We start from the raw sequence: 15,551 nt of genomic DNA, 5'->3' as shown, positions 1-15,551 counted from the left end.
TCACCGCATTTATCATGATACGAATGATCATGCATATAACCCGGTAAAATATTTAGTTTTAAAACAGGCTCTAATATTAAGTGACATCAAAACAGGATAGTAGTATTATAAAAATGGCTAAAGCTGGTATCTGCGTTTTAATTATTATCTTTGACTAGAAATAAAAATATAAATAAATTAAGCAACGAATGTTTTGGTATTCGTCATACTTATTTCATAAAATCAGTATAGATTAGAACTTAAGTTCAATTGAGGCCGGGTGCTGCCGATCCGATTGGACCATAAAAAATTATCGAGGTGATTTTGATGCGACTAAAAGATCTAACAGGAGAGACGTTTAGCCGATTAACTGTCATTAAACGAGCTAAGAGTGCCCCGAATGGGAATGCACGCTGGTTGTGTCAATGTTCATGTGGTCGGCAGGTCGTGGTGGATAGTTATCGGTTACGTAAAGGGATTACCAAGAGCTGTGGGTGCTTACGGGCCGATGTCAGTCGGAAGAATATTTTTGAAAATCCGCAAACGCGCAAGAATATGGGCCGCAGTGATAACTTGCCCCTCTATCAAGGGACATCTGTTGATCGCTTGAAGCCTAATAGTCGTAACCGTAGTGGTGTGATTGGGGTTTCCTTTGATCGGTGTTCACAAAAGTGGGTCGCCCGCTTGATGTATCGCGGTCGCCTAGTCTTGAATCAACAATTTGCGGACATGGATGATGCGATTCTAGCACGGAAACAAGCAGAAGAACGTTATGTCATGCCAGTCTTAGAAGCTTACGCTAAAACAAGCGCGGAATAAACGCGTACATAACTAAGTCGTTTTGATCGTCGGTTATCTTAAAGATACCGGCGATTTTTTTCGGGAACTTACCAAACCTTTTAACTAGCGTTTAAGACAGCAATCGGCTATGCTGGTGCTACTTAAAGTTTGGGATTGATTGGATTAAATTGCCACTCTGGTTGGGCCAGAATCGGCTGGAACGTGGTGGCCACATTTTCGAGCCACAGAGCGGTCTCGAAAGCTGGGCTTTATCTAAGTCGGAAAATCACCGACTAAGATAAACGACACCACTGAGCCAATTCTGGCCCGCCCGCCGTTAATTACCGAATAATAATTATCTAACCCACAGAAGATTTAGCCGAGAGGTTGGGTTCTAAAATGTTCAGCCGTGTCGTTGGCCTTAGTGCGAGTGGTCTACTCGGACTTAGGCCAAGGCCAGTTTTGAAGACCGGGCTTGCGGCTTCAAAATGGCCCATGGCGTTCCAGCGTTTTAGAACCCAACCGGCAGGCGGCAATTTAATCCAACTAGTACCAAGCGTATCATTGATTAACGGAGGACTTAACGATGGAAATGGGTTTACAACATAAGACAGTTTTAGTGACTGGTTCGACTAAAGGTATCGGCCGCGCAATTGCCGAAGCTTTTGCTAAAGAGGGCGCGGATGTCATCATTAATGGTCGACGTGCAGAGACTGTTCAAGCGGTTGTCGATGATTTAGCAGCGGCGTATCCGGCAACGACACCAATCGCCGCACCATTTGATGTTAGTGATGAAGCGGCCACCGCAGCGCTGTTTAAGTTAGTCCCAACGGTGGATATTCTGGTCAACAATATGGGCATCTTTGCCCCGATGGCGTATGCCGATATTGATGATGCCACTTGGGAACGGTTCTTTAAAATCAATGTATTGGCGGGTAATCGCTTGGCCCGGCATTATTTGCCAGCGATGTTAGCCAATGATTTTGGCCGCATTATCTTTATTGCGAGTGAAGAAGCCGTGATGCCATCTGGTGAGATGCCACAATATTCGATGACCAAGTCGATGAATCTTTCATTGGCGAAGAGTCTATCGAAATTAACGGTTGGGAGCCATGTGACTGTGAATACGGTGATGCCGGGATCAACCTTGACGGAAGGCGTGCAGCATATGATTAACGAGATGTATGCGGAGTCGGACTTACCCAAAGATCAGTGGGAACATGACTTTATGATTAATCACCGACCGTTATCACAAATTCAACGCTTGATTCGGCCGAGTGAAATCGGACGTCTAGTGGTTTTTGTTGCGAGTCCGTTTGCCAGCAGCTTTTCTGGTGAAGCGCTTCGAGCAGATGGCGGCTTGGTGCCAACCATTTTTTAACAAATTCGGTCATTTTTACCACTTCATTACCAGAATACGGTATAATTGAAAGCGGTAATTACCGTTAAGTAATTACGTTGACAATAAGGTGTGAGACTATCTCAGGTTATTTTATTGTCGCCTCAACGTGGGCACTGGTCTTGGCGATCAGTGTTATTTTTTTTTGCTTTTTTTAGGGTTTTGATGGTTAATTTTTGAACGGTAAACGCCGGTGTGTTGGGAATTTCAGTGTGATTGGAAAATTAAAGTATAAAATTGACTCGTGAGTCATTGACTTATTGGTCAATTGAGATTATGATTGCTTCTGCAATTATAAAGTTGGTTTCGGCGAGGGTGTCGAAACGTGTTCGCCAAAGCTGGGGATTCCGCTTGCTACGCCAAGTTAACCATCCGGAAAATCACCGGATCATTAACTTGGCTAGGCAATGCTCGTCCCCAACCCGCTTTGGCTCACACTCTAAGGGGGAATCCATCATGGCTACACCAGCACCACTATTACAAATAACACATCTCCAAAAACGCTTCGGTAAATTCCAAGCGTTAAAGGATATTGATTTTTCGATTTATCCTGGCGAAGTTTTCGGTTTTATTGGCCCGAACGGCGCTGGTAAATCGACGACGATCCGAGTACTACTAGGAATCCTAAAGGCCAGTGGCGGGTCTGCAACAATTTTTGGTCAGGATGTTTGGCAACACAGTGTGGCGATTCATCAACGAATTGCCTATGTGCCCGGCGATGTTTATCTATGGCCGAACTTAAGTGGTGGCGAGATCATTGATTTGTTCTTGAAGATGAATGGTGAACGACATACGGCTAAGACCGATGCTTTGATTGAAGAATTTGGCTTGGATCCACGGAAAAAAGCCCGGACTTATTCAAAAGGCAATCGGCAAAAAGTTGCCTTGATTGCTGCTTTTTCAACCGATGCTGATTTCTATATCTTTGATGAACCAACATCGGGACTCGATCCGTTGAATGAACAAACTTTCCAAAACCACGTGTTGGCACTGAAACAACAAGGCAAGAGTGTACTGTTATCCAGCCATATCTTGTCAGAAGTTGAAAAGATGTGTGATCGCATTGGCATTATTCGCGAAGGCCAGATCGTTGAGACTGGAACGTTGGCTGAAATGCGGCATTTGACCCGGACAACGATCGATGTTCAAACGGTGGCACCGTTGACTAAGTTGGCTGAACTACCAGGGGTACATGGCGTGACGGCCAAGCATGGTGAGAACCATGTCAGCTTAGCAGTTGATGCTGATCAGTTGACCCCAGTCATGGCCTATTTGACGCAGCAACAGTTAGTGTCACTGACGACCACGCCGCCGACCTTGGAAGACTTATTCATGCGTTACTATGAAGCCCCCAACGATGCACGGGCAACAGATGGGAAGTGACGACGATGATGCCAGAACAACTATTAAAGCGGACGGGGTTGTTGATCCGAGTTAATTTAAAACGTGATTGGGCGAAGTTAGTCATTTGGATCGTCGCGTTGGCGGGATTATTCACGGCGATTGCGGCGAAATTCGATGGTATCTATGGGACTCAGAGTGCAATTGAGACGATTGTTAAGACGTTGAAGTCCCCGGCGATGGTCTCTTTATTTGGGGCCTTTACGGCAAAAGCGCCCTATACGACGGCGAAAATCTTTGCCACTGAAATGATGGTTTTCATGGCGATCGTCATGGTGATTATGAATATTATGATTGCGGTCGCCGCCACGCGTGCGGAAGAAGATGAAGGGTTACTTGAACTGGTCCGGTCGCATGCGGTCGGTCGTTTAGCGCCTTTGATGGCGGCGTTTATTGAACTAACCGGCTTGAACGCGATTGTTGGGCTTTTATTTGGCGCCGGATTACAATTAGCGAACATGCCAGGAGCTAATACAGCTGGTAACTGGCTGATTGGCGCTGGCTTAGCGGCCATTGGCTGGATGTTTGGGATGTTGACGCTCTTGTTGGCACAATTAGCTGATAGCGCTAGTGGGACAACCATGCTGGCCTATGCCGTGTTTGGCGTGATGTACGTTGCACGGATGAGTACTGATGTTAGTGACCCTAAGACAACATGGTGGGTGCCATTTGGTTGGATCGAAAAGTTAGGCATTTATCAGACTAATCAGTGGCAGCCGCTACTAATGATGGGGTTGTTTGGACTGATTTGTCTAGTGGCAGCCCAGCGTTTGAATTTACGGCGTGATTTAGGTGCCGGCTTGTTGCCAACCCGGCAAGGTCGGACAACCGCTTCGCCAATCTTACGTGGACCGGCGACATTATTATGGCGTCGGACGCGCATTAGCTTACTAGTTTGGGTGTTGGGTAACTTAATGTTAGGGGCCTCATATGCCTCGGTTTTTAATACGATTGGCGATTTAGCAAAGAGTAATCCGATGATCAAGCAACTACTCGGGGCCTCGGCGTTAGCCGCCGCTAATCGGGTCATCGTGAAGAACTTTATTGCCATTTTAGCGATTGTGATGGTGATTGTGGCATTGATTCCAGCGGTGCAGACGATGTTAAAATTGGTCAGTGATGAGAATAAAGGCTATTTGCATCAGCTTTACGCGACCGCGACATCACGTTGGCAAGTCTGGGCCAGTTATACTGGGTTGGCGATGATTGAAGCTGCGGCGGTGTTCTTTGCAGGTACTTTTGGGATGTACGCGACGGGCGCTGCGATGATGACTGATCCGATTAAATGGCTCACCTATTGGCACGTGCTCTTGGCTTACTTCCCGGCTATGTTAGTGATGATTGCTTTTGCTAGCTTATTGGTGGGTTGGGCACCAAAGCTACGGCATTTGAGCTGGCTTTGGGTCTTTTATGGATTCTTCTCGCTCTATCTCGGCAGTTTGATTGATTTGCCAAAATGGGCGAAGCAATTGACCCCACTCGGCTTTGTCAATAAGGTACCGATGAAAGCCATTGACTGGACAACTAACTGGTGGCTGTTAGCCATAACTGTGCTACTATTGTTAGTGGCCGCTATCGGCTACCGGCGCCGCGACTTAGCGCAATAGGTTGGGTGAATTAGTCTTCGTTGGCCAGCATGTTCTCGATGGAGCAGATCTGTAGTCGAAAAACGGTCTGAAACTTCGACTGGGTCTGTTGCCAGATTCGCAAATGACCAGGATTGTCTGTGATATAAGATCGGATAAAATCACTGGCCTAATACCACTTCCACAGCTGGTTCCAGTGTTAATAATCTTCAACTAAAAAGAATTTTTTTGAACTTGAGTTTTAATATGGCTAACTAGTAATCAAACAAACACAGTTATTTAACGTCGGGCGGGCCAGAATTGGCTCAGTGGTGTCGTTTGACTTAGGTTGGGTGGTTTTCCCCAGCCTTAGTCAAAGCCCGGCTTGTGAGACCGTTCTTTGGCTCACAAACGCGGCCACCACGTTCCAGCCGATTCTGGACCAACCAGAGTAGCAGTTTAACCGATTTAAGAAAGGAAGTCTCAGGATGACAGTAGTGCCAAAAGATCCCGCAAAGGTGGCCCGAATTATGCAAACGGCCACCCATGAATTTGCCAGTCACGGTTATACTGGGGCTAAAACCGAACAGATTGCCGCGAAGGCACAGGTTTCAAAAGGGTTGATCTTCCACTATTATGGGAGTAAACAAGCGTTATACTTTGAGACCGTTCAAGCAGCGACACAGACTATTCTGGACACGATTAATCTTAAAGCGTATGAAGTGACGACAGATTTGGTGACTTTAGTCGTTCGAGGGGCGCGTTACAAAGCTGAGTTCGGCCAGACACATCCCGATGAAATGCGGATTATGATTGATGCTTATGGGATGGTTGATAAATTACCCGCTAAGGTACGGGCCCAACTAAACCAGTTGTATCAACAAAATATGCACACGATGCAAGGGTTGATTGGTGACGTACTGGATCAGATGGCGGTGCGCCCGGAGATTAACCGGGAGACGTTAATCAGTCTCATTATGGGCCTTTATAATCAAATTTTTACAGAGTTTCAGCAGCATATGCAACAGTCACCAGATATTAAAACGATGACCGATGCGCAATGGATTGTGGATCGGGCGAAGGATTATATGCAGATCTTACAATTTGGTTTTGTGACACCATTGACATAATTAAAAAGCAAAGGCCTGGGCAGGTATTGCCTGGGCCTTTTGCTATGGATTCATAGCCCTAGACTATGGATACTATGCTTAGGGGTGATTAGACAGGCCAAGCGGAGATGTTAGACTAAAGGTGTGAATGATTTGTGAGTTTTTTCTCGAAAACCTGTTGTTGCTTTTAACTAAATTGAAAGCGCTTCATATGGGTGGAACTAGTATTTTAGAAATTATCGAACTTAAAATTGAATCGCGTTACAGCTAAAAGCTAGTTTCGCTTGTGTATGAAGTCACTTTCTCAATGAAAGGATTGTCGTTTCACGGCAATCGGAAGGTGAATACCATGAAAAATCAACATAGCTGGGCGTTTAAGCTGTCCTTGTTGTCAGTCTCAATCTTGGCGATGACGACCTCTTCAATTTCAGCGGCGGTCCCTTTGATGCAACATTCAATGCGAGGACAATCGCTGTCGCAGATTGAAAGTATCATCACCATGCCCAATTTTGGATTCTTGTTGTTGATCATGTTTTCGGGAATTATCGGTAAAAAATTAGGAATCAAACGAACGATTATGTTGGGGTTAGGCCTGTTTTTAATCGGCGGAATTACCCCAGCTTTAACCAGTAATTATGCTATTATCATGATTACCCGTTTCTTAATGGGCTGTGGGGTCGGGTTATTTAACCCATTCTCAGTTAGTTTAATGTACAGCTTTTATCAAGATGATGAATTATCAGCGATGCTGGGTTATCAGAACTCAGCGAAGAATTTAGGTGCCGCGGGGATTGGCTTATTGATTGCTGCCCTGTTAGCCTTTAGTTGGAAGTTAGCCTTTCTCTCATATCTGATTGTGCTGATTCCATTGGTTCTATTCGGTCTATTTATCAAAGTCCCAGATCAGCATACGGAAATGCATGCAAAAGAAAATGGGCATATTAATCATAAAATTTGGATTTTAACCGGTTTAATGTTTATCACGTTCTGTGGTTTTATGTCAGTTGTGGTTAAGTTAGGTAGCCTGGTTACTACTGAAAAGTTAGCCAGTCCTTCTGTCGCCGCGATTGCGTTGTCCTTGATGGGCGTTGTTTCAATGGTTTCAAGTGGTTTCTTCAGTCAAATTAGTAAACGCTTAGGTGATTTTGTGATGCCAGCTTCCCTGTTAGGCATGGCACTAGGTATGTTCTTGATTGCTAGTGCGACTAATATCGTGTTGGTTTTTGCTGGGGTCTTCTTAGTCGGGGTCTTCTTTGGCTGGGTACTACCACAGAGTTTCTTACGCGTTGGCAAAGTTGCTTCTCCAAATGCCAAGCATATCTCAACGTCGATGGTTTTAGTGGGCGAAAGTCTCGGGTCATTTTTATCACCAGCCATTATGAATGGGATGGCTAACCTAGTAGGTAATGGGTTGCCAGCCACTGTTTTAATGTTAGCTGGGTCGGGATTAGTCTTCATGACGTTAATTGATTTCTATTGTTCGTTTACTGGCTACTATCAACCAGCTGCGGCCAAATAGATAGTTATGAGACAGGCATTCGGAAGGTGATATCATGAAAAATGAACATAGCTGGGCTTTTAAATTGGCTTTATTGTCAATTTCGATTTTAGCAATGACGACGTCGTCAATTTCAGCCGCCGTTCCATTGATGCAACGGTCGTTACACGGCCAATCATTATCTCAGATTGAAAGTATTATTACGATGCCCAATTTTGGGTCATTGTTATTGATTATGTTTTCAGGAATTATCGGTAAAAAGTTAGGTATCAAACGCACGATTATGTTAGGGTTAGTGCTCTTCTTGATTGGTGGCATTACGCCGGCTTTAACGAACAACTATACGGTTATTATGGTGACGCGGTTCTTAATGGGCTGTGGGGTCGGCCTCTTTAACCCATTCTCGGTTAGTCTGATGTACAGCTTCTATCAAGATGATGAGCTATCCGCGATGTTAGGTTATCAAAGTTCCGCACAAAATCTCGGCGCTGCTGGGATTGGCTTATTGATTGCCGCATTATTAGCGTTTAGTTGGAAATTAGCCTTCTTATCTTATCTAATAGTACTCATTCCATTGGTTTTATTTGGGCTATTCATAAAAGTACCTGAACAGCCAGCTAAAGTTGATGTGAAGGAAAGTGGTAAGGCCAATCATAAGATCTGGTTATTAACCTTGCTAGTCTTTTTAACCTTCTGCGCCTTTATGGCAGTGATTATCAAGTTAGCTAGTTTAGTCACGACTGAAAAGATTGGGACGCCATCTGCTGCGGCAGTGGCGCTATCCTTAATGGGCGTATTCTCGATGGTTGCAAGTGGCTTCTTTAGCCAAGTTAACAAGCGTTTAGGTGATTATATTATGCCAACGTCATTACTAGGAATGGCCTTAGGGATGTTTCTAATTGCGACAGCTAAAAATATGGTGTTAGTCTTTGTGGGTGTCTTCTTAGTCGGACTCTTCTTCGGTTGGGTGTTACCACGGTGTTTCATGCGGATCGATAAAGTGGCCTCAAAAGATGCCAAACATTTATCAGCATCAATGATTTTAGTTAGTGGGAGTCTCGGCTCATTCTTATCGCCGATTCTGATGAATCCACTAGCTCAATTATTCGGCAATGGGTCACCAAGTACCGTGTTAATGTTAGGCGGTGCCGGAATGGTTTTGATGACATTAGTTGATTTTTACTTTACGTTTACTGGCTACTATCAACCAGCCGCGGCGAAATAAGATATTGAGGTGTAAAAATAATGAGTGAATTAATTCAAGTTAAACAAACGGTACCAACAGTCGATGAGATGCCTAATCTGGTTTATTACCAGACGATTGAAGGCGATCATGCGGTCGAATTGACCTTATCGATGTTAGTGCCACGGACGGTCGATTTAAAGCCAGCGGTACTGTACTTACCGGGTGGCGGTTTTACGGCAGCTAATCACAACAAGTATATTCAGATGCGGACCGCGTTAGCGCAAGCGGGCTACGTGGTCGCAGCGGCTGAATATCGGGTTGTGCCGGACAAATTTCCCAAGATTGTGACCGATGGCAAGCATGCTTTAAGCTATTTGTATCAACACGCCGATACTTATCATATTGATACAAATCGTATTGCGGTAATCGGGGATTCGGCGGGCGGTTACTTAGCGCAGTTCCTCGGCACGACGAGTCAAACGGCCCACTTCTTACCAACAGATGTCACCAAGGCACAGACACAAGTCAAAGCGGTGGTTTCGATGTATGGGTTCTGTGACCTATTAACCATTGGATCCGGCTTAAATGAGCCATTCCATGAATCGACGACATCAACGGAAGCCTTGCTAGTCAATGGCCCATCGTTCATGAGTGATACCGCGAACTCGATTACGGCCGATAAACCCAAGGCCCAAGCCGCTAGTCCAGTCAGCTATGTGACGGCCCAAGTACCACCATTCTTGATCATGCATGGGAATGCTGACCGAATCGTGTCACCAGCCCAAGCTAGTGAAATGGTGACGGCACTCAAAGCCCACCAGGCTGATGTGCAACAAGTCACGATTGATCAAGCCGGTCATGGGACCTGGGAATGGTATCAACCAGAGATTATTAATCGGGTCATCACTTGGTTAAACCAAAAGTTAGGCCGCGCCTTGTAAGCTAAACATATTAGGTGTTGTTGGTTTAAATTGCCAATGCTAGTCCGCTCGCCGTTAATTGTGGTCGTTATAAATGATGGTTTTGTTGTTAATCGCTTATTTTAGTCACACGATAAGCTTCAAAATAATCGGCAAGCAGTAATTTTGACTAGCACCAAGCGTAATCTAATTGCAATCAAGTAAACTAAGGGACTTGGGAGGTGATGCCCAAGCCTTTTTGCTATCCATCTATAGCCACAAGCTATCGGTCTGATTACTAGTCGCCATTAGACAGCCGCTATGCCAGTGCTAAAATCAAGGTTGTAAAGATGATTGTGAAAGTTATATCAAATCAACTTGATTAACGCTCCATATCGCGTGATAGTGTATTTTAAATGATAACCACGAGATATAGTTTATTTAAAAACATAATTGTAAGCGGTTAAATAAGTAATTCTGTGACGCTAATCACTTAAAAACAAACTTGGTGGGTGACAGGGATGGAAATTAAAGAAAAGCAGGTCGTAACCATGAAACGCAAACAATATTTACCATTAGCCTTAGGAATCTATATCAATTATGCTATTTTGGGAATGGCAACGATTATTGTGTCGCAATACGGCACCCAATTTCAAGCCTTATGGCACACGAATCTAAAAGGGATTTCTACGGTTATTGCGATGATTGGGGTCGGGCGATTGTTGACGATCCTAGTGGCTGGCTATTTATCTGATCGCCTTGGTCGGAAGCGAACGATGTTGATTGGGATGGTCGCACAAATCGTCTTCTTAGTTGGCTTATTATTCAGTACGAACTTGATCAGTGCCTGTGTGGCCGCGTTATTCATGGGGGTTACGAACTCCTTTGGTGATACGGCCAGTTATCCAGCTTTGACCGATGCCTTTCAAGATCAAGCTGCCAGCATGAATTCACTCGTCAAAGCAGCGATGTCGTTAGCGCAGTTTGTCCTACCTTTCATTGTGGCTGCAGAACCGAATTCCAAGATGACGTTAATCGCGATGGTCGTTATCATGGTGCTAGACATTGGCTTGATTGCGATGGCCGCCTTTGCACCGCAACCCGTGATTTCAAAAACCACGACTAAACAACCAGTGGCGGAAGTTGAACAGCCAGCAGGTCCTAAGCCATCGATGTTGATTGATGGCAGCCTTTTAATCATTATCGGCTTTACCTTGTCATTTACGTTCTACACCTTCTCACAATACGCTCCTAACTTTGGCAGTTCCGTCTTGAAGCTGGGTGCCAATACGGCGAAGTCGTTAATCTCATGGTATGCCAGTGCTTCATTAGTCTCAGTCTTTATCACGTCATCATTAGTGACGAAAGTAAAACCAATTAAATTAATTTTTGTGTATACCTTAGTCTCATTTTTAGCCTTGTTACAAATGGTCATGATTCCCAGTGCTGACGGTGCGCGGTTGACGGCCATCGTGATCGGTTTCTTTGCGGCTGGTGGTATCTGGCAGTTAGGGCTGACGTTATTGAGTCAGTATTTCCCAGCGAAAAAAGGAAAAGTGACCGGCTACTATAGTTTTGCAACGGCGTTAACGTTCTTTGTTGGCCCGCTAGTGTCAAGCTTCATTATTAATGAAACGGCCGTTAGTGTCTTGCATGTATTCCAAATCGACACCGCGGTTACCTTGATTAGTCTAGTGATTGTGATTGTTTTAATGGTCCGGAATCGGCGTTTCAATATTTAAAAATGACTGAATTTAAAGGTCGGGCGGCAGTCCGGCTTTTTTAGTCGTTTTATTCCGTGGAAACTGTGGTAAATTAGACTTAACTTAAATTTTCAGGAAATGAAGAGGGCATTGCGATGGGATTGAATTTAACGGCTGATCAGGCCGCCATGCAGCGGCAACTAGTGACGTTTACCAAACAGCATCTGGCACCATTGGATCACCAGATTGATCAAACGGGGGAATTTCCAAAAGCCGCGTATGACTTGCTGATTCAACAAAAGGTACCACAATTAGGACTAGCGAAGCCTTACGGGGCAGGGCTAGGGATGCAATCGCGTGCGTTAGTATTGTCGATTATTGCTCGTGGCTCGGCCAGTCTGGCAGTTATGTTAGAAGGCTTATGGAAAGCGGCCGAACAGATTGATCATTATGGGACTACGGCACAAAAGGATAAGTATTTAGCGCCGGCTGTCGACCATTTGATGGGCTTCGCGATTACGGAACCCAGCGGCGGTAGTCTACTTGGGGTCAAGACGATGGCGACTAAAACCGCAGATGGATGGCTAATTAATGGTGAGAAAGCTTTTATCACCAATGGCGGCCAGGCCACGACCTATGTGATTTTAGCGCGGACTGACCAGGGTGAATTTGCGACCTTTATTATTGATACGAGTATGCCCGGGGTCACGACTGCTGACAAGCAAACTACGATGGGCTTGCGCGGGGTTTCCGTGGCGGGGCTACATTTACACAACGTTAAAGTCACGGCTGAAAACATCTTGGGCCGTCCCGGTCAGGGTCTAGAGATTGCCCGTCGAAATCAGGCGATTGCTAGAATCATGATGGGCGCGATTGCGGCTGGTATTATGGAACACGCCTTGGATTGTGTTAAAAGCTATGCCGAAAAACGCGAAGTTGTGGATGGCACGTTGAATACGATTCCGGCCGTCCAGACAAAGGTTGCCAATATGACGATGCAAAAGCGCGCGGCCGAATTGTTGGCTTTAGATGCGGCCCAGCAAGTTGATGCGAATGTTGACTTTGAAGCGGCTGCGGCGATGGCTAAGTTGTATGGTGGTCATCAAGGGTTCAAGGTGACTAATGAAGCGATTCAGGTCGTTGGTGGGGTTGCGTATACGCATGAGTTCCCATTAGAACAACTATTGCGCGATGTTCGTGCTTTGGATTTAGCGGAAGGGTCGTCCGAATGGATTAGTCAGGACTTGGGTGCGATCGAACTCGGCGTGATGGAACAGCAAAATACCTTGAACCAGCAACCCGTGCCAACAGCGAAACGTATTCAAGTGGCGGACTTACATCGGGTCGTTAAAAAGTTGCGCTTGACGGAAGACGTGCCGGTTAATGTTGGTAATGTTAGCACCGCCAAGCGGATTATTGCGCTTGGTCGCGGGGCGTTGGACCCAGCAGTAGTGTTAAAAGCGCAACAATTAGCCAAGTGGATTGGCGCGACGATTGCTGTCACCCGACCACTGACCACGTTGGAACAGTTCAGTGTCGATCAACAGATTGGTCTCGGTGGTGCGACCGTCAATCCAGAAGTGATTATCACGTTAGGTATCTCGGGCGCGGATCAATTCGTTATTGGCATGGTTGGGGCTAAACATATCGTGGCGGTTAACCAAGATGAGACGGCGCCAATCTTTAAAGTGGCACAGCATGCCTTTGTTGGTAATGTTGATGACTTCTTAACGGGCATCTTAGCTGCCTTGAATTAATTGCCAGCGCCGCCTCTTTTTTGATATGATTATATTTATATAGTGAAACAATTACGTTTGGTACTAGTTGGCTTAAACTGTCACTCTGGTTGGGCCAGAATTGGCTGGAACGTGGTGGCCGCGTTTGGAAGCCAAGGGTGGTCTCCCACAAGCCGGGGGTTATCTAAGTCGGAAAATCACCGACCAAGACAAACGACACCACTGAGCCAATTCTGGCCCGCCCGGCGTTAACTAACGGGAATTAATGACTATTTATTGTCGGCCATAAATTTAGCCGAGAGGTTGGTTCCTAAAATGCTCAGCCATGTCGTTGGCCTTAGTGCGAGTGGTCTGCTCGGACTTAGGCCAAGGCCAGTTTTGAAGACCGCACTTTGGCTTTAAAATGGCCCATGGCGTTCCAGCGTTTTAGGAACCAACCGGCAGGCGGCAATTTCAACTAGCACCAAGCATAGTGAAACAATTGGCTAATATAGACGTGCAATCAAAAAAGGAAATGGTGATTTAAGATGAAGTCAGGATCACGGCACCGGCCATGGCTAGTTGGTGGCTTGATAATTATTGGGTTAGCTTTAGCGGGCGGCGGTGTTTATTGGCAACAGTCACGTACTGCGCCAGTTAAAGATGTCGCGCGGCATGCCAAGCAGGTTGAACATACCGGTGGCTTGGCGACGGCCACGATTAAGCAACGCTTGCAACCCACGTTAAGCACGACGGGAGTCACCCAGACGCGGCGATTATCGGCGACTTATGCGAAGCAGTTAAAACCGTTAAAGGCCGGCTCAGCTGGCAAGGTGATCACGAATCCGTATCGTACGAGTCCGCTGTCGGCCTTGATTCTAGTGAAGACGAAAGCGGCAACGCAAGTGACCACCGAAGTCGTTGGTGATAGCCCAGCGACCACGATAACGCATACGATTAAAGGGTATCGAACCAGTCATCAGATTGGCGTGCTCGGGTTATATGCGAACCGGACCAATCAAATTAAAGTCACTTATACCACTAAGGCTGGTGCTAAAACGGTTCAGACATATGCCGTTAAGATAAGCAAGCTACCGCGTGATATCGGTACGAATACGCTTAAGACCAGTACCCCTAGCAAGATGGCGTTGGGAACTGGCAATGCAAAGTTGACGTTTGCGGTCAGTAGTCAAGGCTTGACCTATGGCTTAGATGCGCAAGGTCAGGTTCGCTGGTACGCAACTAATAAGATTTCACACGTTTTTAAACCATTAAAAAATGGTCGTTTATTAGTGTTAACGAAGAAAAAAACGAGTGATTCAAAGTATAATGCGTTGCGGATTACAGATTATTATGGACGTATTTATAAACAGTATAACTTTAGCGGAATGTTCCCGACGAAAGCCGATCCGAACAAGCTGGCTGTTAATACTGTGATTCATCACGATGCGATTGAACTGCCGAATGGCGACTTCTTGTTGACGGTCGATGATGGTAGTGCGAAATACGTGGAAGACACCATGATTCAAATTGACCGTCAAAGGGGGAAGATTAAAAAGATCATTGATTTGAAACGAGTATTATTCAAATCAGCGTATACGAAATATAAGGCCACGCATCGTTCGGATGGCAAGAAAGATTGGTTCCATCAAAATTCAATGGTCTATGATCAAAAGCATAATCTGTTGATTGTCTCAGGTCGGAATCAATCGATGATCTTGGGATTGAATTATCAGACTGGCAAGTTGAAGTGGATCTTAGGAGCGGATCAGAAAATTCCGGCCGCTTATAAAAAATACTTAATTAAGCCGGCTAAAGGCACCAAATTCCAATATAATGGCGGTCAACATGCCATTAATATTTTAGGCGAATCGGATGGCGGCAATGTCTTGCACCTAGAGTATTATGATAATAACGTGGCGGTAACTCGTGGTGATTTGAAGACCTCGAAAAAATATTCATTCGGGACCGAAGTCAGCTTGAATCAGCAAGAAAAAACTGTGCAGTCACTTTGGTCGTATGGTCAGTCGCGTGGTCAAGCCAACTTCACTAATATTGTTGGCAGTAGCTACAATGTCGGCCAGGGCAATACTTTGATTGGTTTTGGCTATGCTGACAGTGGTAAGCGAAGTGAGTTCGTCGAAGTGAATCGGCAAACGAATCAAGTCATCTTTGATGTGAACCGCACGAACTTTGCGGCTGGTGATTGGTCGTATCGAGCGGAACGTTTGTCGTTATATCTAAAGGTTGAAAGTTAATAATGTACAGTAAAGCCCCGGCTTGCCGGGACTTTACTGTATAAAAATAGACATGAATC

11 protein-coding genes are annotated in these 15,551 nt (G+C 45.5%); all 11 read left to right on the top strand.

Annotation, left to right across the window (positions count from 1 at the left end; genetic code table 11):
• The first annotated feature begins 306 nt into the window (after nt 1-306).
• The 11 genes from FFM80_RS13925 to FFM80_RS13875 all read left to right on the top strand — a co-directional run bounded on the left by FFM80_RS13925 (nt 307) and on the right by FFM80_RS13875 (nt 15,492).
• Nucleotides 307-798 (top strand): alcohol dehydrogenase, encoded by a 492-nt coding sequence (locus FFM80_RS13925; RefSeq protein WP_137634504.1) that lies wholly within the window; start codon nt 307-309, stop codon nt 796-798.
• A 547-nt stretch (nt 799-1,345) separates the two neighbouring features.
• The gene (locus tag FFM80_RS13920; protein WP_137641352.1) at nt 1,346-2,140 is read left to right on the top strand and encodes an SDR family NAD(P)-dependent oxidoreductase; all 795 of its coding nucleotides are present in this window, start codon (nt 1,346-1,348) and stop codon (nt 2,138-2,140) included.
• 474 nt (nt 2,141-2,614) lie between these two features.
• Nucleotides 2,615-3,541 carry an ABC transporter ATP-binding protein gene (locus FFM80_RS13915; protein ID WP_137641351.1) on the top strand — a complete coding sequence of 309 codons (927 nt, stop codon included), beginning with the start codon at nt 2,615-2,617 and terminating at the stop codon, nt 3,539-3,541.
• 5 nt (nt 3,542-3,546) lie between these two features.
• Nucleotides 3,547-5,166, top strand: coding sequence for an ABC transporter permease (locus FFM80_RS13910; RefSeq protein ID WP_223877378.1), 1,620 nt, complete (start codon nt 3,547-3,549; stop codon nt 5,164-5,166).
• A gap of 446 nt (nt 5,167-5,612) precedes the next feature.
• Complete coding sequence (locus FFM80_RS13905) at nt 5,613-6,254, top strand: TetR/AcrR family transcriptional regulator (protein WP_137641350.1); 642 nt, start codon at nt 5,613-5,615, stop codon at nt 6,252-6,254.
• 328 nt (nt 6,255-6,582) lie between these two features.
• On the top strand, nt 6,583-7,752 hold the full coding sequence (locus tag FFM80_RS13900; protein ID WP_137641349.1) for an MFS transporter: 1,170 nt from the start codon (nt 6,583-6,585) through the stop codon (nt 7,750-7,752).
• 34 nt (nt 7,753-7,786) lie between these two features.
• Nucleotides 7,787-8,956 (top strand): MFS transporter, encoded by a 1,170-nt coding sequence (locus FFM80_RS13895; protein ID WP_137641348.1) that lies wholly within the window; start codon nt 7,787-7,789, stop codon nt 8,954-8,956.
• A gap of 20 nt (nt 8,957-8,976) precedes the next feature.
• Nucleotides 8,977-9,858: an alpha/beta hydrolase gene (locus tag FFM80_RS13890; protein WP_137641347.1), complete on the top strand. Its 882-nt coding sequence runs from the start codon at nt 8,977-8,979 to the stop codon at nt 9,856-9,858.
• 479 nt (nt 9,859-10,337) lie between these two features.
• Nucleotides 10,338-11,558 (top strand): MFS transporter, encoded by a 1,221-nt coding sequence (locus FFM80_RS13885; protein ID WP_223877377.1) that lies wholly within the window; start codon nt 10,338-10,340, stop codon nt 11,556-11,558.
• A 116-nt stretch (nt 11,559-11,674) separates the two neighbouring features.
• A complete protein-coding gene (locus FFM80_RS13880; protein ID WP_137641346.1) occupies nt 11,675-13,276 on the top strand; it encodes an acyl-CoA dehydrogenase family protein in 1,602 nt (533 codons plus the stop codon).
• A gap of 506 nt (nt 13,277-13,782) precedes the next feature.
• Complete coding sequence (locus tag FFM80_RS13875) at nt 13,783-15,492, top strand: aryl-sulfate sulfotransferase (RefSeq protein WP_137641345.1); 1,710 nt, start codon at nt 13,783-13,785, stop codon at nt 15,490-15,492.
• Nucleotides 15,493-15,551 lie beyond the last annotated feature (59 nt).

The sequence above is a fragment of the Lactiplantibacillus dongliensis genome (genome assembly GCF_005405105.1).
Taxonomy (GTDB): Bacteria; Bacillota; Bacilli; order Lactobacillales; family Lactobacillaceae; genus Lactiplantibacillus; species Lactiplantibacillus dongliensis.
This window is presented reverse-complemented; position numbering and strand designations above follow the sequence as displayed.